General features: G+C 63.4%; 18 protein-coding genes. 15 read left to right on the top strand and 3 right to left on the bottom strand.

The window, feature by feature from the left end:
• Nucleotides 1–478: 478 nt before the first annotated feature.
• Both paaX and paaY read right to left on the bottom strand, forming a co-directional pair.
• Nucleotides 479–1,402 (bottom strand): phenylacetic acid degradation operon negative regulatory protein PaaX, encoded by a 924-nt coding sequence (paaX, locus tag ACYP2A_RS23410; RefSeq protein WP_459748319.1) that lies wholly within the window; start codon nt 1,400–1,402, stop codon nt 479–481.
• Between the two features lie 68 nt (nt 1,403–1,470).
• Entirely contained in the window at nt 1,471–2,076 is a 606-nt protein-coding gene (gene paaY, locus ACYP2A_RS23405; RefSeq protein WP_459748318.1) for a phenylacetic acid degradation protein PaaY, read from the bottom strand.
• A 242-nt stretch (nt 2,077–2,318) separates the two neighbouring features.
• Between paaY and paaF the strand changes: the two genes are divergently transcribed.
• From paaF to paaK, 6 genes are all read left to right on the top strand, one after another.
• Nucleotides 2,319–3,092 carry a 2,3-dehydroadipyl-CoA hydratase PaaF gene (paaF, locus tag ACYP2A_RS23400; RefSeq protein ID WP_459748317.1) on the top strand — a complete coding sequence of 258 codons (774 nt, stop codon included), beginning with the start codon at nt 2,319–2,321 and terminating at the stop codon, nt 3,090–3,092.
• Nucleotides 3,093–3,121: 29 nt separating this feature from the next.
• Nucleotides 3,122–3,913 (top strand): 2-(1,2-epoxy-1,2-dihydrophenyl)acetyl-CoA isomerase PaaG, encoded by a 792-nt coding sequence (gene paaG / locus ACYP2A_RS23395; protein ID WP_459748316.1) that lies wholly within the window; start codon nt 3,122–3,124, stop codon nt 3,911–3,913.
• 3 nt (nt 3,914–3,916) lie between these two features.
• Nucleotides 3,917–5,437: a 3-hydroxyacyl-CoA dehydrogenase PaaH gene (paaH, locus tag ACYP2A_RS23390; RefSeq protein ID WP_459748315.1), complete on the top strand. Its 1,521-nt coding sequence runs from the start codon at nt 3,917–3,919 to the stop codon at nt 5,435–5,437.
• A complete protein-coding gene (gene paaI / locus ACYP2A_RS23385; RefSeq protein WP_459748314.1) occupies nt 5,427–5,870 on the top strand; it encodes a hydroxyphenylacetyl-CoA thioesterase PaaI in 444 nt (147 codons plus the stop codon). Before paaH ends, paaI begins: the two co-directional genes overlap by 11 nt.
• Complete coding sequence (pcaF, locus tag ACYP2A_RS23380; RefSeq protein ID WP_459748313.1) at nt 5,867–7,084, top strand: 3-oxoadipyl-CoA thiolase; 1,218 nt, start codon at nt 5,867–5,869, stop codon at nt 7,082–7,084. Before paaI ends, pcaF begins: the two co-directional genes overlap by 4 nt.
• Before the next feature lie 93 nt (nt 7,085–7,177).
• Entirely contained in the window at nt 7,178–8,491 is a 1,314-nt protein-coding gene (gene paaK / locus ACYP2A_RS23375; RefSeq protein WP_459748312.1) for a phenylacetate--CoA ligase PaaK, read from the top strand.
• 53 nt (nt 8,492–8,544) lie between these two features.
• Here the strand turns inward: paaK and ACYP2A_RS23370 are convergent, their stop codons facing one another.
• Entirely contained in the window at nt 8,545–8,793 is a 249-nt protein-coding gene (locus tag ACYP2A_RS23370; protein WP_459748311.1) for a CsbD family protein, read from the bottom strand.
• A 506-nt stretch (nt 8,794–9,299) separates the two neighbouring features.
• Between ACYP2A_RS23370 and paaA the strand changes: the two genes are divergently transcribed.
• The 9 genes from paaA to paaZ form a co-directional block, all read left to right on the top strand.
• Complete coding sequence (paaA, locus tag ACYP2A_RS23365) at nt 9,300–10,292, top strand: 1,2-phenylacetyl-CoA epoxidase subunit PaaA (protein ID WP_459748310.1); 993 nt, start codon at nt 9,300–9,302, stop codon at nt 10,290–10,292.
• A 33-nt stretch (nt 10,293–10,325) separates the two neighbouring features.
• Nucleotides 10,326–10,607 (top strand): 1,2-phenylacetyl-CoA epoxidase subunit PaaB, encoded by a 282-nt coding sequence (gene paaB / locus ACYP2A_RS23360; protein ID WP_459748309.1) that lies wholly within the window; start codon nt 10,326–10,328, stop codon nt 10,605–10,607.
• A gap of 10 nt (nt 10,608–10,617) precedes the next feature.
• Nucleotides 10,618–11,379, top strand: coding sequence for a 1,2-phenylacetyl-CoA epoxidase subunit PaaC (gene paaC / locus ACYP2A_RS23355; protein ID WP_459748308.1), 762 nt, complete (start codon nt 10,618–10,620; stop codon nt 11,377–11,379).
• On the top strand, nt 11,366–11,899 hold the full coding sequence (gene paaD, locus ACYP2A_RS23350; RefSeq protein WP_459748307.1) for a 1,2-phenylacetyl-CoA epoxidase subunit PaaD: 534 nt from the start codon (nt 11,366–11,368) through the stop codon (nt 11,897–11,899). The genes paaC and paaD overlap by 14 nt, the downstream gene beginning before the upstream one ends.
• Before the next feature lie 25 nt (nt 11,900–11,924).
• Complete coding sequence (paaE, locus tag ACYP2A_RS23345; protein ID WP_459748306.1) at nt 11,925–13,001, top strand: 1,2-phenylacetyl-CoA epoxidase subunit PaaE; 1,077 nt, start codon at nt 11,925–11,927, stop codon at nt 12,999–13,001.
• Between the two features lie 174 nt (nt 13,002–13,175).
• Nucleotides 13,176–13,484 (top strand): DUF485 domain-containing protein, encoded by a 309-nt coding sequence (locus tag ACYP2A_RS23340; protein ID WP_459748305.1) that lies wholly within the window; start codon nt 13,176–13,178, stop codon nt 13,482–13,484.
• Nucleotides 13,397–15,043: a cation acetate symporter gene (locus ACYP2A_RS23335; protein WP_459748339.1), complete on the top strand. Its 1,647-nt coding sequence runs from the start codon at nt 13,397–13,399 to the stop codon at nt 15,041–15,043. The genes ACYP2A_RS23340 and ACYP2A_RS23335 overlap by 88 nt, the downstream gene beginning before the upstream one ends.
• 29 nt (nt 15,044–15,072) lie before the next feature.
• Nucleotides 15,073–16,308 (top strand): OprD family porin, encoded by a 1,236-nt coding sequence (locus ACYP2A_RS23330; protein ID WP_459748304.1) that lies wholly within the window; start codon nt 15,073–15,075, stop codon nt 16,306–16,308.
• A gap of 22 nt (nt 16,309–16,330) precedes the next feature.
• Nucleotides 16,331–17,789 (top strand): phenylacetic acid degradation bifunctional protein PaaZ (paaZ, locus tag ACYP2A_RS23325; RefSeq protein ID WP_459748303.1); only part of this gene is annotated, 1,459 nt, incomplete at its 3' end.

Genomic DNA, 17,789 nt, shown 5'->3' with positions numbered 1-17,789 from the left:
GGGTCCCTCCTTCCGGCGCCACTCCATCGGGCCGCGCCGATGGGCCGTCCATGGCCCAGCGGCGCTGGCTCGGCTTCCCTGCCTCGCTCCCCGACTCCGTGTCGCCTGCACTCGGCCTTGCGCCCAAGTCGCGATCTGCGGCGCCTGTTACATTTGCGTAAAAGATCAAAATCAAGATCAAAAGCTTTTGCTGTGTTTTTCATGCGCGATGGCATAGACGACGCCAATCGCGACTTGTGCAGGCCGAGTGGAGGCGTTGCGCAGGGGGAAAAGGGCCATGGATGGCCCGTTAGCCGCTTGGGCCATGGAGGGCCCATAAGCGGCGACCCCGGAGCAATGCCGGAAGGAGGGAACCCGAAGGGCCGGAACCAGGAGCAAGCGGTTTGGTTACTTTGCCAAGACAAAGTAACCCGGCCCGAAGAGGGTCGGAACCTATCTAGAAGACCACCCCAGCAAGCCCATACAACCTGATCAAGACCTACCGCAACCCGCCAAAACGCTGATAAAAACTCTCACCCACATCCGGCAGCGGTCCATCCGCTGTCTCCAGCGCCGCATTCAGCCATTCCTCCGACCGTGCGCACACCAGCTTGTAGATGTTGCGACACAGCTGGCGGGCGGCGCGGCCTTCCCAGTCGCCGGGCAGTAGTTCGTCGGGCAGTTGCGGGTCGCGCAGCAGCAACCGGCGGTATTCATGCACCAGCAACGTGCGGGCCATGAAGCAGTCTTCGCCGCGCAAGCTGTCCTGCTCGCGCAGGGTCTGCCACAGCGGGCGGAACAGCTGGATGAATTCGCTGTAGTGCTTGCCCAGTTCATCGATGTTCCAGCTTTCGCGCACCTGTGCGCGCAAGGCCCTGGAGGCCAGCACGTCCTGGCTACGGGTCTCGAAGACGATGCTGTCTTCCAGCGCATCCAGATCCTGCAAGGTTGCATTGACGTCGGCCTTGTCGCTGCGCGGGCTGGCCAGCATGGTCGGGGCGATGGCGGCAAAGCCCAGCCATTCCAGCTCTTCACGCACCTGCTTGCGCTTTTCGACCGTCAACTGGGTGAGCGCCACCAGGCACCAGGCGCCGTCCCAGGCCGGCACGTTGGCGTTGTACACGCGCTTGAAGGCCTTTTCGAAGCGCCGCCGTCCGGTGCCGGTCAGGCTGTAGTAACTGCGCCGCCCGACCTTCTCGGCGGTCAGCCAGCCCTCTTTGGTCAAGCGAAAGATCGAGGTGCGGATCAGCCGCTCATTGATGCCCATCGGCTCGAGCAACTGGATCAGGCTGCCAAGCCAGACGGTGCCGCCGTGCGGCTCGATGGCATCCCCGTAGAGAGTGATGATCAGCGAACTGGCGCGGATCGGCGTGCGCTCCTGAAAGCGCTGGATAAGGTGATTCAACGGGGCGAGAGACGACATGGGCCTACCGGGCGACGATAAAGACGCTGAATATACCCGCCCGGCACCGATTGCGGCGAGTTTGCCCATCAATCGGCTGCCTGACCGCTGGCCTTGGGCCGAAATGCGCTGTCGCTGATGCGCGGGCGCTGTGCCTCGATTTCACTCAGCGGCTCGCAGGCCACCAGGCTCTGCAAACAGCGCTGCGCCAGTTGCTGGTACTCACGGGTGCCGGCCTGCTTCCAGGCCACTTCGTCATCGCTGAGCGTGCGCTTGACCGCTGCCGGCGAGCCGATCACCAGCGACTGCGGCGCACAGCTGAAGCGCGCCTTGACGAAACTGGTGGCCGCCACGAACGAGCGTGCGCCGATTTCGGCGTAGTCCATCACCACCGCATTCATGCCTACCAGCACATCCTCGCCAATCACGCAGCCATGCAGCACCGCGCCGTGGCCGATATGGCCGTTGCGGCGTACTACCGTGTCGCTGTCGGGGAAGCCGTGCATCACGCAGGTGTCCTGAATATTGGCACCCTCCTCCAGCACGATGCGGCCGAAATCGCCGCGCAAACTGGCCAGCGGGCCGACATAACAACCAGGACCAATGATCACATCGCCGATCAGCACGGCAGTCGGATGCACGTAAGCGCTGGGGTGCACCACCGGGGTAAGGCCATCGAGGCTGTAGCAGGTCATGGCAGCCGCTCCTTTATGAAACGCTTTAATATTTACAAGTCTGAATATTCTTGTATCACAACAACATGCACAAAACTCTAGCACCAGACACCACCAAAACCAAATCAAGACACAAAAATACACACCAATACGTATTGTTTTGTATCGCTTAATGCTTATACTCAGTCCAGCACCGCTCCAGGCGGGCATCATTCGAATAATCAGCGGCGCACACGCCGCACGTGCAGCCGGAGGACGTTTCAATGCCTCAAACCCTTGCCGTGACCGCCCCCTGCGCCGGCGTACGCCTGATCACCTTGCAGCGCCCGCAAGCACTCAATGCCTTGAATACCGAGCTGCTGGGTGAACTGGCCGCCGAACTCGAGCATGCCGAACGCGACAGCGACACCCGCGCCGTGGTCATCACTGGCAGTCGCAAGGCCTTCGCGGCCGGCGCCGACATCAACGAGATGGCCGAGCGCGATCTGGTCGGCATCCTCAACGATCCGCGCGTGGCTTACTGGCAACGCATCGCGGCCTTTCGTAAACCGCTGATCGCCGCCGTCAACGGCTTTTGCCTGGGCGGCGGCTGCGAGCTGGCGATGCACGCCGACATCCTGATTGCCGGCGAAGACGCCCGCTTCGGCCAGCCGGAAATCAACCTCGGAATCATGCCCGGCGCCGGTGGCACCCAGCGCCTGCTGCATGCCGTGGGTAAATCGCTGGCCATGCAGATGGTGCTGACCGGCCAGCCGATCGACGCCCGCCATGCCCAGCGCGTCGGCCTTGTCAGCGAAGTGACGCAACCGGAATTCACCGTCGACCGTGCCCTGGCCATCGCCAGCAGCATTGCCGAAAAGGCGCCGCTGGCGGTGCGACTGGCCAAGGAAGCACTGCTCAAGGCGCAAGACCTCGATCTGGCCAGCGGCCTGCGTTTCGAGCGCCAGGCCTTCACCGTGCTGGCCGGCACCGCCGACCGACGCGAAGGCATCCAGGCTTTTCAGGAAAAACGCCGCGCGAATTTCACCGGCCAGTAACGATTCCTTTTAATAAGAGAGCGCAAGTCATGGACTTCCAGCACATCCTGTTTTCCATCGAGGACGGCGTCGCCCTTCTCAGCCTCAATCGCCCGGACCAGCTCAACAGCTTCAATGCCGCGATGCACCTTGAGGTGCGCGAAGCCCTCAAGCAGGTGCGCCAGAGCAACGAGGTGCGCGTGCTGCTGCTGACCGGTGAAGGCCGTGGCTTTTGCGCAGGGCAGGACCTGTCGGACCGCAATGTCGCACCGGGCGCCGAAGTGCCCGATCTGGGCCTGTCGATCGAGCAGTTCTACAACCCGCTGATCCGCAGCCTGCGCGACCTGCCGCTGCCGGTCATCTGCGCGGTGAATGGCGTGGCCGCCGGTGCCGGCGCCAATATTCCGCTGGCCTGCGATCTGGTGCTGGCGGCGCGCTCGGCCAGTTTTATTCAGGCCTTTTGCAAAATCGGCTTGGTGCCCGACTCCGGTGGCACCTGGAGCCTGCCGCGCCTGATCGGCCCGGCCCGCGCCAAGGCCCTGGCCCTGCTGGGCGAGCGCCTGAGCGCCGAGCAGGCCGAGCAATGGGGCCTGATCTACCGGGTGGTCGACGACGCCGAACTGCGTAACGAAGCACTCAAACTGGCCCGTCACCTGGCCACCCAGCCGACCTATGGCCTGGCACTGATCAAGCGCGCCTTCAATGCCAGCGCCAGCAACAGCTTCGACGAGCAACTGGAGCTGGAGCGCGACCTGCAACGCCTGGCCGGGCGCAGCGAGGATTACCGCGAAGGCGTGTCGGCCTTCATGAACAAACGCACCCCCACCTTCAAAGGACGCTGAGCGATGACTGCACTGGACACACGCACCGTCGTCGCCGTGATCGGCGCCGGCGCCATGGGCGCGGGCATTGCTCAGGTTGCAGCCCAGGCCGGCCACCCGGTCTGGCTGTACGACACCCGTGAAGGTGCCGCCGCCCAGGCGATTGCCGGCATCGACAAACAACTGGGCCGGCTGGTCGAAAAAGGCAAGCTCGACGGCGACGCACGCCACGCCATCGCCGGCCGCCTGCAACCGGCCGCCAGCCTCGAAGCGCTGGCCGATGCCGGGCTGGTGATCGAAGCCATCGTCGAAAACCTCGACATCAAGCGCGGGCTGTTCAAGCAACTCGAAGCAGTGTGCAGCGCCGAGTGCATCCTGGCCAGCAACACCTCATCGCTGTCGATCACCAGTATCGCCGCCGGCCTTGCGCATCCGCAGCGGGTTATCGGCGTGCATTTCTTCAACCCGGCGCCCTTGATGGCGCTGGTCGAAATCGTCTCCGGGCTGGCCACCGACGCCGCCCTTGCCCAGCGTCTGTACGCCACGGCGCAAGCCTGGGGCAAAAAACCGGTGCACACCCGCTCGACCCCAGGCTTTATCGTCAACCGTGTGGCCCGGCCGTTTTATGCCGAGAGCCTGCGCCTGCTGCAGGAAGGCGCCGCCGACTGCGCGACCCTCGATGCCCTGCTGCGCGACGCCGGCGGTTTTCGCATGGGCGCTTTCGAACTCACCGACCTGATCGGCCATGACGTCAACTATGCCGTCACCTGCTCGGTGTTCGACGCCTACTACGGCGACATGCGCTTCCAGCCATCGCTGATCCAGAAAGAACTGGTCGATGCCGGTTATCTGGGACGCAAGAGCGGTCAGGGCTTCTATGACTATGCCGAAGGTGCCGAGCGCCCGTTGCCGAGCGAAATCAGCAGCACGGCCAGCGTCGAGACCTGCGTGATCGAAGGCGACCTCGGTATCGCCAGCCCGTTGATCGAACGCCTGCAACAGGCTGGCATCGCGATCACCCAACGCGACGGCCACGGCGTATTGCGCGTTGGCGATGCGACCCTGGCGCTCAGCGACGGCCGACTGGCCAGCCAGCGCGCCCGTGAAGACGGCCTGAGCAATCTGGTGCTCATCGACCTGGCCCTGGATTACCGCCGCGCCGAACGCATTGCCATCAGCCACGCCGCCGGCACCTCGCCGCTGGCCCTTGAGCAGGCCGTGGCGCTGCTGCAACGCGCAGGCTTCAAGGTCAGCTCGCTCAGCGACACGCCCGGCCTTGCGGTGTTGCGCACCATGACCATGCTCGCCAACGAAGCCAGCGATGCCTTGCTGCACGGCGTGGCCAGTGCCGCCGACATTGATCTGGCGATGTGTGCCGGCGTCAATTACCCGCGCGGCCCGCTGGCCTGGGCCGATGCCATCGGCGTGACGAACGTGCTCAAGGTGCTGGAAAACCTGCAGGCCGTGTACGGCGAAACCCGCTATCGCCCCTCCTTGCTGTTGCACCGCTGCGCCGAACAAGGGAGCACTCTGCATGACACTTGAAGCGCAACAACTGGCCGAGATCTGCGCCAGCACCCTGTATGAACGCGATGCCGCCAGCCAGGCAATGGGCATGCGCCTGCTGACGGTCGGCCCCGGCCGCGCGCAAGTCGCCATGACTGTGCGCCCCGACATGCTGCAAGGCGTCGGCACCTGCCACGGCGGTCATCTGTTTGCCCTGGCCGACTCGGCGTTTGCCTTTGCCTGCAACACCTACAACGCCGTCACCGTGGCCATCGGTTGCAGCATCGACTATGTGGCGCCCGGCCAACTGGGCGACGAACTCACCGCCACCGCGCTTGAACTCAGCCGCAGCGGGCGCACCGGCAATTACGACGTGCGCATCGAAAACCAGCACGGGCAGTTGATCGCCCTGTTCCACGGCAAGTCCTACCAGGTGCGCGGCACCCTGATTGACCCGGAGCTTTCGCAATGACTCATCCCTTGACTGACGCGCTGATCATCGACGCCATCCGCACCCCCATCGGCCGTTACGCCGGCGCCCTGTCCAGCGTGCGTGCCGACGACCTTGGCGCGGTGCCGATCCGTGCGCTGATTCAGCGCCACCCGGAACTGGACCTGAGCCAGATCGACGAGGTGTTCTACGGCTGCGCCAACCAGGCCGGCGAAGACAACCGCAACGTCGCACGCATGTCGGCCTTGCTCGCCGGCCTGCCGGTCAGCGTGCCCGGCACCACTTTGAATCGCCTGTGCGGCTCAGGTATGGACGCGGTGGGCAGCGCCGCCCGCGCCATTCGTAGCGGTGAAGCCGGGCTGGTGATTGCCGGCGGCGTCGAGTCGATGTCGCGGGCGCCGTTCGTGATGGGCAAATCCGAACAGGCCTTTGGCCGCGCCGCCGAAATCTTCGACACCACCATTGGCTGGCGCTTCGTCAATACACTGATGAAGGAGCAGTTCGGCATCGACTCGATGCCCGAGACCGCTGAAAACGTCGCCGAACAATTCAACATTTCCCGCAGCGATCAGGACGCCTTTGCCCTGCGCAGCCAGCACAAGGCCGCCGCCGCTCAGGCCAGTGGCCGGCTGGCAAAAGAAATCGTGCCGGTCGAAATCGCCCAGCGCAAAGGTCCGGTTAAAGTCGTCGAGCACGACGAACACCCACGTGGCGACACCACCCTGGAACAACTGGCCAAGCTCGGCACGCCGTTCCGTCAAGGCGGTAGCGTCACCGCCGGCAATGCCTCGGGCGTCAACGACGGCGCCTGCGCGTTGCTGCTGGCAAGCGCCGAAGCGGCGCGCCTGTATGGCCTCAAGCCTCGCGCACGGGTGGTGGCCATGGCCAGTGCCGGGGTCGAGCCACGGATCATGGGCATCGGCCCGGTGCCGGCGACCCGCAAGGTGCTGACACTGGCCGGCCTGAGCCTCGCCGACATGGATGTGATCGAACTCAACGAAGCCTTTGCCGCCCAAGGTCTGGCCGTGCTGCGCGAACTGGGCTTGAGCGACGACGATGCGCGGGTCAACCCCAACGGCGGCGCCATCGCTCTGGGCCATCCGCTGGGCATGAGCGGCGCCCGCCTGATCACCACCGCCCTGCATGAACTGGAAGAACGCCAGGGCCGCTACGCGCTATGCACCATGTGCATCGGCGTGGGCCAGGGGATTGCCTTGGTTATTGAACGAATCTGACACGCACAGCAAAGATCGGACACCGGTGCGGGGAGTATCCTCGCCATTAACACTCAGGGCACCGTGGCCCGCACAAAAACAATCGAGTGAACCATGAACATGATCGCCACCAACACCGCCATGCTCGACCCTCTGGAAACCGCCAGCATCGATGAGCTGCGCCAGCATCAGCTCGACCGTCTGCGCTGGAGCCTGAACCACGCCTACGCCAACGTGCCGCTGTATCGCAAACGCTTCGACGAGGCTGGCGTCCACCCCGACGATCTGAAAAGCCTCGACGACCTGAGCAAGTTCCCCTTCACCGGCAAGAGCGACCTGCGCGACAACTACCCTTACGGCATGTTCGCCGTGCCGCAAAGCGACATCGTGCGCCTGCACGCCTCCAGCGGCACCACCGGCAAACCGACCGTGGTCGGCTACACGCAGAACGACATCGACACCTGGGCCAACGTGGTCGCCCGCTCGATCCGCGCCGCCGGTGGGCGACGCGGCGACAAGGTGCATATCTCGTATGGCTACGGCCTGTTCACCGGCGGGCTGGGCGCGCACTACGGCGCCGAGCGCCTGGGCTGCACGGTGATCCCGATGTCGGGCGGCCAGACCGAGAAACAGGTGCAACTGATCCGTGATTTCCAGCCGGACATCATCATGGTCACCCCGTCGTACATGCTTAACCTGGCCGATGAGATCGAGCGCCAGGGCATCGACCCGCACGACCTCAAGCTGCGCCTGGGCATCTTTGGCGCCGAGCCATGGACCGCCGAACTGCGCCGCGCCATCGAAGAACGGCTGGGCATCACTGCGCTGGATATCTACGGCCTGTCAGAAATCATGGGACCGGGCGTGGCCATGGAGTGCGCCGAAACCAAGGACGGCCCGACCGTATGGGAAGACCACTTCTACCCCGAGATCATCGACCCGGTCACCGGCGCGGTATTGCCGGACGGCGAGATGGGCGAGCTGGTGTTTACCTCGCTGTCCAAGGAGGCGCTGCCGATGATCCGTTATCGCACCCGCGACCTCACGCGTCTGCTGCCGGGTACGGCCAGGCCGATGCGGCGCATCGACAAGATCACCGGGCGCAGCGACGACATGCTGATCATTCGTGGGGTCAATGTATTTCCGACGCAGATCGAGGAGCAGATTCTCAAGATCAAGCAACTGGCCGAAGTCTATGAGCTGCATCTGCACCGTAACGGCAACCTCGACAGTGTCGATGTGCATGTCGAGCTCAAGCATGACCTGAACCTGCAAGCCGACCAGCAGAAATGCATCGCGGATGAGCTGGGCAAGCAGATCAAGACCCATATCGGCATCAGCTCACGGGTGTTGATCCAGCCGTTTCACGCCATCAAACGCTCTGAAGGCAAAGCCTGTCACGTGTTCGATAACCGCCCTCGGGCTTAACGCGACGGGTGATCTGCCAGAGGGGTTGCAGCCCTCTGGCAGGCTGCGCAACCTCAGCGGCGCAAGAGACGGTTCAGCACCAGCAAGCCGACTGCACCGATTGCCAGTGCAGCAACCGGCTTTTCTTTAACGAACGTCGATACGCTGTCCAGAGCATCGCCGTAGCTTTGGGTCAGCTGACCCGCTGCCTGGCGGCCAGCACCTTCAGCTTCAATCCTCGAATCACCCAACAGCCTTCCAACCACGCCCTGCGCCTTGCCGGCCAGTTTTTCTGCAACACCTTCTACTTGTTCACTCTTCATGATTAACCAAACCTTCGCCGGTAAGTGGGTAGCTCAGGGTTGACCCAAGCTTTAGGCTATCTGCACAGCGTTAGGGGGATGGGCGTCATGATTAGTTCAAAATTTGATAAGCCAGATCAATCCGCCAACACCACCTGGTTACGCCCCTGCTGCCTGCCTGTGTACAACGCTTGATCTGCTCGATCGAGAGCAGCGCGAAGCGACATCGGCGGCCCGCACATCGCTGCTGATCTCATTGAGTGTGGGAATGCGTGCCTGAGCCCTTTCGCTGATCCAAAGCCCCGCCTTGCGGGTTTTTTTGTGCCTTAAAAATGTAAATATCACTGCAATTAAATCAATCCGGTATCGCTTTAAAAGCTTAAAAACCCTTTAAAAACGCCACAGCCTCTCAAAAGCGATACAAAAATCAAAAACAAAACACAATTTTCCGTTTGATATTTATTTCCGTATCGCTTACAACTACACCCATGGCGCAAGCCACCCCAAAAACCAGCTGGAGACACAGCATGTACGCACAACTGGTCGAGACCGGCGTCAAGCACATCAAGTCGCTGGACGAGATGTCTGCCGAAGAGCGCGCCTTCCAGGAGAAGATCGACGCCGAGATCAAGATCGAGCCCAAGAACTGGATGCCCGATGCTTACCGGCAGACCCTGATCCGCCAGATTTCCCAGCACGCGCACTCCGAAATCGTCGGCATGCTGCCCGAAGGCAACTGGGTCACCCGCGCGCCGACCCTCAAGCGCAAGCTGCAATTGATGGCCAAGATCCAGGACGAAGCCGGCCACGGCCTGTACCTGTACAGCGCCATGGAAACCCTCGGCGCCGACCGCGACGAAGAAGTCGCCAAGCTGCACAGCGGCAAGGCCAAGTATTCGAGCATCTTCAATTACCCGACCCTGACCTGGGCCGACATGGGCGCGGTGGGCTGGCTGGTCGACGGCGCCGCCATCGTCAACCAGGTGGTGTTGCAGCGCACCTCGTATGGCCCGTATTCGCGGGCGATGGTGCGCATCTGCAAGGAAGAAAGCTTCCACCAGCGCCAGGGCTATCAACTGCTGCTGACCATGATGCAAGAAGGCACTCAGGCGCAGAAAGACATGGTCCAGGACGCGATCAACCGCCTGTGGTGGCCGTCGCTGATGATGTTCGGCCCCAGCGATGCCGAGTCCCCCAACAGTGCGCAGTCGATGGCCTGGAAGATCAAGCGCCAGAGCAACGACGAGCTGCGCCAGCGCTTCGTCGACCAGACCGTGCCACAGCTTGAGCTGCTCGGCTGCACCGCCCCGGACCCGGACCTTAAGTGGAACGAAGAACGCGGCCACTACGATTTCGGCGAGATCCAGTGGCAGGAATTCTACGAAGTGCTCAAGGGCAACGGCCCGTGCAATCAGGAGCGCGTTGCCAAGCGCCGCCAGGCCATCGACGACGGTGCCTGGGTACGTGAAGCGGCCGTGGCCTACGCCAAAAAACAACAAGCCAGACGCGACGCCGCCTGAGCAAAAGACAACGCCTGATCCGGAGAACCTGCCATGTCCCAATGGACCCTTTTTGAAGTCTTCGTGCGCAGCAAGCACGGGCTCAACCACAAACATGTCGGCAGCGTGCATGCCAGCGACGCCGCCATGGCCATCGAGAACGCCCGCGAGCTGTACACCCGCCGCAATGAAGGCGTGAGCTTGTGGGTCGTACCGTCGGCGTTGATCACCGCGTCTTCGCCGGACGAGAAAGACCCGCTGTTCGACCCGTCGCAAGACAAGATCTACCGCCACGCCAGCTTCTACGAGCTGCCGCCCGAAGTCGGCCACATGTGAGGAGCGGGTCATGAGCGATAAAGACGATCTGATTCAATACCTGCTGCGCCTGGGCGACAGCGCCTTGATCCAGGGCCAGCGCCTGTGCGAATGGTGCGGCGGCGCGCCGGCACTGGAAGAAGAACTGGCGCTGATGAACGTCGGCCTCGACCTGGTCGGCCAGTCACGCAACTGGCTGGAATACGCCGCCGAACTGCTCGACGACGGCCGCGATGCCGACCACCTGGCGTTCCGCCGTGACGAACGCGCCTACCGCAACCTGCTGCTGGTCGAGCAACCCAACGGCGACTACGCCGTGACCATGACCAAGCAGTTTCTGTTCGACGCCTGGCATTTTCAGGTGCTGCACGGCCTGAGCAGTTCCAGCGATACGCGGATCGCCGGCATCGCCGCCAAGGCCCTGAAGGAAGTCACCTACCACCTGCGCCGTTCCGGCGAGTGGGTCGAGCGTCTGGGCGACGGTACCGAAGAAAGCCATGCGCGCATGCTCAAGGCCGTCGACAAGGTCTGGCGCTTTACCGTCGAATTCACCACCGGTGACGCGGTCGAGCAGCGCCTGTTCGAGGCCGGTATCGCCCCGAATCCGGCCGAGATCGCCAGCGCCTGGCACAGCAAGGTCGCCGACCAGTTTGCCCGCGCCACCCTGCCGCTGCCGGCACCGGCCAGTCATTTTTACCTGAGCGGCCGTCAGGGCATGCACAGCGAGCATCTGGGTCTGTTGCTGGCCGAAATGCAATTTCTGCAAAGGGCCTATCCCGATGCGACCTGGTGAGCTGATCGCCGGCGATCGCGGCGCCCGTGCGGTGCAGGCCGGCGATCTGGCGCGGGCCTGGACCGTGCTGGGCGAGGTTATGGACCCGGAAGTGCCGGTGGTCAGTGTCGTCGAGCTGGGCATCGTGCGCGATCTGGACTGGCAGGCCGGGCACTTGCATGTAGTGGTGACCCCGACCTACTCCGGCTGCCCGGCCACCGAGGTGATCGAGCAGGACATCGCCCAGGCGCTGGAGCAGGCAGGCTTTGCCGCGCCGCAACTGGAGCGTCGGCTGACCCCGGCGTGGACCACCGACTGGATCAGCGAAAGCGGCCGTGAGCGCCTGCGCAACTACGGCATCGCCCCGCCCGAAGGCAGCTCCAGCAAACGCAGCCTGCTCGGTGAAGCGCCGCACATCTGCTGCCCGCAGTGTGGCAGTGCGCACACCGAGCGGCTCAGCGAGTTCGGCTCGACCGCCTGCAAGGCGCTGTATCGCTGCCGCGACTGTCTGGAACCCTTCGACTATTTCAAGTGCATCTGAGCGGCATGCTCGCCGGAGAACAACAATGAGCAAATTCCACAGCCTGACCATCAAGGATGTACGCGCCGAAACCCGTGACGCGGTGTCCATCGCCTTCGAGATTCCCAGCGAGCTGAGCGACAGTTTTCGTTTTACCCAGGGCCAGCACCTGGTGATGCGCACGCAGATCAACGGCGAAGAAGTGCGCCGCTCGTACTCGATCTGCACTGGCGCCAATGACGGCGAGCTGCGCGTGGCGATCAAGAAAGTCGCCGGTGGCGTGTTCTCGGCCTACGCCAATGAAGCGCTGAAAGTTGGTCACAGCCTGGAAGTCATGCCGCCGTCGGGGCACTTCAATGTGCCGCTGGACCCGGCGCGCCAGGGCAATTACCTGGCCGTTGCGGCCGGCAGCGGCATCACGCCGATCCTGTCGATCATCAAGACCACCTTGCAGAGCGAACCGCTCAGCCACGTCACGTTGATCTACGGCAACCGCTCCAGCAACGCGGCGCTATTTCGCGAGCAGCTGGAAGACCTGAAGAACCGTTATCTGCAACGCCTGAACCTGGTGTTTGTGTTCAGCCGCGAGCAGCAGGACGTCGACCTGTACAACGGGCGCATCGACGCCGACAAGTGCGGCCAGCTGTTCAGCCGCTGGATCGACGTCAAGTCGCTGGACGCGGCGTTTATATGCGGCCCGCAGGCGATGACCGAAACCGTGCGCGACCAGCTCAAGGCCAACGGCCTTGCGCCGGAGCGTATCCACTTCGAACTGTTCGCCGCCGTCGGCAGCCAGCAAAAACGCGAAGCCCGCCAGGCCGCCGCGCAGCTGGATGCCGAGATGAGCCAGATCACCGTGATCAGCGACGGTCGCGAGCTGTCCTTCGCGCTGGCGCGCAACAGCGTCAGCGTCCTCGACGCCGGCAACGCCCAGGGCGCGGAACTGCCCTACTCGTGCAAGGCCGGCGTGTGCTCGACCTGCAAGTGCAAGGTGGTGTCGGGCGAGGTGGAAATGGACAGCAACTTTGCCCTGGAAGACTACGAAGTGGCGGCCGGCTACGTGCTGTCGTGCCAGGCCTTCCCGCTGAGCGACAAGGTAGTGCTGGATTTCGATCAGCTCTAAGCAGCAACACCCACCCGTAGGAGGCAGCTCTGCTGGCGAAAGGGCCAGTAAAACCAACACATTTGCAGTGCCTGGCCCATAGCAATCGCCAGCAGAGCTGCCTCCTGCAAGGGTTCGTGTTTCGGATGTAAAGCCAACCGCCCATCTCAACAATCAAAACAAGAGAGAGCCGCCATGACACCGCAAGACCTTGAGCATTTACAGCAGCATCCCGATTTCATCCAGTTGGTGCGGCGCAAGCAGCGCCTGACCTGGTCGTTGACCCTGATCATGCTGAGCATCTACTACGGCTTCGTGCTGGTCATGGCCTTTGCCCCGCAGGTGCTGGGCCGGTCGCTGAGTGGCGGCGTCACCACCTGGGGCATTCCGCTGGCGATCAGCGTCATCGTGATGTCATTCGTGCTCACCGCCTTTTACGTGCGCCAGAGCAACACCGTGATCGACCCACTGACCCAGAAGCTGCTGCAGGAGACCCGCCCATGAACTGGCAGGCCATCGGCATGTTCTTCGTTTTTGTGGTCTTCACCCTGGGCGTGACCCGCTGGGCGGCGTTGCGTACCCGTTCGGCCAGCGATTTCTATACCGCGGGGGGCGGTATCACCGGGTTTCAGAACGGCCTGGCGATTGCCGGCGACATGATCAGCGCGGCGTCCTTTCTGGGTATTTCCGCGATGATATTCATGGGCGGTTATGACGGCCTGCTGTACTCGCTGGGCGTGGTCGCCGCCTGGCCGATCATTCTGTTTCTGATCGCCGAACGGCTGCGCAACCTGGGCAAATACACCTTTGCCGATGTGGTTTCTTACCGTCTGGAGCAAACCCCGATCCGCATCACTGCCGCCCTCGGCACGCTGATCGTGGCCTTGATGTACCTGATGGCGCAGATGGTCGGCGCCGGCAAGCTGATCGAGCTGCTGTTCGGTATCTCGTACCTGCAAGCGGTGCTGCTAGTCGGTGTGCTGATGGTGTTCTACGTGACCTTCGGCGGCATGCTCGCCACCACCTGGGTGCAGATCATCAAGGCCGTGATGCTGCTGTCCGGCACCACCTTCATGGCGTTCATGGTCCTGCGCCACTTCAACTTCAGCACCGAGGCGATGTTCGCCGGTGCCGCTGCGGTACACGCCAAGGGCGCAGCGATCATGGCGCCGGGCGGTATGCTCAGCAACCCGATCGACACCCTGTCGCTGGCCGTCGGCATGATGTTCGGCACCGCCGGCCTGCCGCATATCCTCATGCGCTTCTTCACCGTCAAGGACGCCAGCGAAGCGCGCAAGAGCGTGCTCTACGCCACCGGCTTCATCGGCTATTTCTTCATGCTGCTGATTGTCGTCGGCTTTGGCGCCATCGTCATGGTCGGCACGGATCCGGCGTTCCGTAACAGCGCCGGCGCGATCATTGGCGGCGGCAACATGGTCGCGGTGCACCTGGCGCAAGCGGTGGGCGGCAGCCTGTTCCTGGGCTTCATCTCGGCCGTGGCATTCGCCACCATTCTGGCGGTGGTCGCCGGCCTCGCCTTGTCTGGCGCCTCGGCGGTGGCTCACGACCTGTATGCCTGCGTGATCCGCAAGGGCAAGGCCACCGAGCGCGAAGAGATGCGCATGTCACGCCTGGCCACCCTGGTCATCGGCGTGCTGGCGGTGATTCTCGGCGTGTTGTTTGAGTCGCAGAACATCGCCTTCCTGTCCGGGCTGGTGCTGGCAATTGCCGCCTCGGTGAATTTCCCGGTGCTGTTCCTCTCGATGTTCTGGAAAGGCCTGACCACTCGTGGCGCGGTGGCCGGCAGCCTGGCTGGCTTGATTTCGGCGGTGGTGCTGCTGGTGCTCAGCCCTGTGGTGTGGGTCAAGGTCATGGGCAATGAAACGGCACTGTTCCCGTACTCGAACCCTGCGCTGTTCTCGATGACCTTCGCCTTTGTCGGCGCCTGGCTGTTCTCGGTCACTGACCAGTCGGCCCGTGCCCAGGCCGAACGCGGCCGCTACATGGCGCAGTTCATTCGTTCGATGACCGGCTTTGGCGCAGCAGGCGCCAGCCAGCATTGATCTGCACGTATTCAGACGGAATAACAATAATGCACACGATCCGTATCACTGCTTCACTCCTCGCCGCTGTCAGCGCCAGCATGGCCGGCAGCGCCTCGGCAGCCTTTATCGAGGACAGCAAGGCGACCCTGGAAATGCGCAACTTTTATCTGAACCGCGATTTCCGCCAGAGCAATGCGCCGCAGGCCAAGGCCGAGGAATGGGCGCAGGGCTTTACCGCCCGCTTCGAGTCGGGCTTTACCGAAGGCCCGGTCGGTCTGGGTGTCGACGCGATCGGCGAGCTGGGGATCAAGCTCGACTCCAGTGCCGCTCGGCGCAACACCGGCCTGCTGGCGTTCGACCCGGCCACCGGCGAGCCGGTCGACGAGTACAGCGAGCTGGGCGTGGCCGCCAAGCTGCGGGTGTCGAAGACCGTACTGAAAGTCGGCACCCTGCAACCGATGCTGCCGGTGGTGACTTACAACGACACGCGGCTATTGTCGTCGACCTTTCAAGGCGGCCTGCTGACCTCGAAAGAAATCGACGGCCTGACCGTCAATGCCGGACGCCTGACCCGCGCCAACCTGCGCGACTCGTCGAGCCGCGACGACATCGGCTATGGCGCGGCCACCAGCGATGCCTTCGACTTTGCAGGCCTCAGCTACGCGATCAACCCGACGCTGAGCGCCAGTTACTACTACGGCAAGCTGGACAACATTTACCGTCAGCACTTCTTTGGCCTGGTGCACACCCAGCCACTGGGCGACAGATTCAGCCTACGCAGCGACCTGCGTTACTTCGACAGCGGCAACGATGGCCAGCAGCGCGCCGGCAAGATCGACAACCGTAACGTCAACGGCATGTTCACCCTCAGCCACGGCGCACACAAAGTCGGCCTGGGCTTTCAGCAAATGTCCGGCGACAGCGCCTTTCCGTTTCTCAATGGCGGCGACCCGTACTCGGTGAACCTGGTGACCTTCAACACCTTCACCCGCGCCGAAGAAGACGCCTGGCAACTGCGTTACGACTTCGACTTTGCCAGCCTCGGCGTGCCGGGCCTGACCTTCATGACCCGCTATGTCGACGGCCGCAATGCGCGCACCGCCAGCGGCGATCATGGCCAGGAATGGGAACGCGACACCGACCTTGCCTATGTCCTGCAAAGCGGCCCGCTCAAAGGCCTGAGCCTGCGCTGGCGCAACCTGACGTTCCGCTCGGGCAACGGCCTGAGCACCGACCTTGACGAAAACCGCCTGATCGTCGGCTACACCCTGGCGCTTTGGTAAACCCTGATACGGAGACATCCTGATGAGCAACGCCCCTACCCTGCAAAGCTTCATCGGCGGCCGCTGGATCGGCCAGCACGGCGCTTTGATCCTGCGCAGCGCCATCAATGGCCAGGGCATCGCCCGCACCCATGAAGAGGCGCTGGATTTCGGCGAAGCGCTGGATCATGCTCGCGGCCAAGGCCTGAGCCAGTTGCTGGCGCTGGACTTCCAGCAACGTGCTGCGCGCCTGCGCGACCTGGGCAAATACCTGCTTGAACACAAAGAGCAGCTGTACGCGCTGTCGCTGCACAGCGGTGCCACACGCGGCGACAGCTGGGTCGACATCGAAGGTGGCGCCGGTACGCTGTTCGCCTACGCCAGCCTGGGCCGGCGCGAGTTGCCGTCGGGCAATCTGGTGCATGAAGGCCCGGCCATGCCGCTGGGCAAGCTCGGCAGTTTTGTCGGCAGCCATATTCTGGTGCCGCGCGGCGGCGTCGCCGTGCACATCAATGCCTTCAACTTCCCGATCTGGGGCATGCTCGAAAAGTTCGCCCCAAGCTTTCTGGCCGGCATGCCGTGCATCGTCAAACCGGCCACCGCCACCAGTTACCTGACCGAAGCGACCGTGCGCCTGATGCACGCCTCCGGCCTGTTGCCGGCCGGCAGCCTGCAACTGATCGTTGGTGGTACCGGCGATTTGCTCGACCGCCTGAATGGCCAGGACGTGGTGACCTTTACCGGCTCTGCCGACACTGCGGCCAAGCTGCGGGTCAATGCCAACCTGATTCGCCAGTCGGTGCCGTTCAATGCCGAGGCCGACTCGCTGAACTGCGCCATCCTGGCCCCGGAAGTCACCCCGGACGACCCGGAGTTCGAGCTGTTCATCAAGGAAGTCGCGCGTGAAATGACAGTCAAGGCCGGCCAGAAATGCACGGCCATCCGCCGCGCCATCGTCCCGGCCAGACACATCGATGCCGTGGCTGAAAAACTGCGCGAGCGGCTGGCCAAGGTGATCACCGGCGACCCGTCGGTGGAAGGCGTGCGCATGGGCCCGCTGGCCTCTCACGCCCAACAGGCCGATGTGGCCGAACGGGTCGAAGCCTTGCTGGCCAGCAGCGACCTGCTGCTCGGTGCCCGCGACGGCTTTGCCCCACGCGGTGACGGCGTGGCCGAAGGTGCGTTCTTCGCCCCGACCCTGCTGCGCAGCCGCAACCCGCATGCCGAAGGCGGCGCCCACGATATCGAGGCGTTCGGCCCGGTGAGCACGCTGATGGCCTATGACGACCTCGACGAAGCCATCGCCCTGGCCGCACGCGGCAAAGGCAGCCTGGTTGCCAGCCTGATCACCAAGGACCCGAAAGTCGCCGCCAAAGTCGTGCCGGCCACCGCTGCGCTGCACGGCCGGCTGCACATTCTGGACCGCGAGTCGGCGGCCGAATCCACCGGCCACGGCTCGCCGCTGCCGCAACTCAAACACGGCGGCCCGGGCCGCGCCGGCG

Source organism: Pseudomonas sp. 3A(2025), assembly GCF_054589175.1.
Note: the sequence above shows the minus strand (reverse complement) of the source record. Positions and strands in the feature narration are given on the sequence as shown.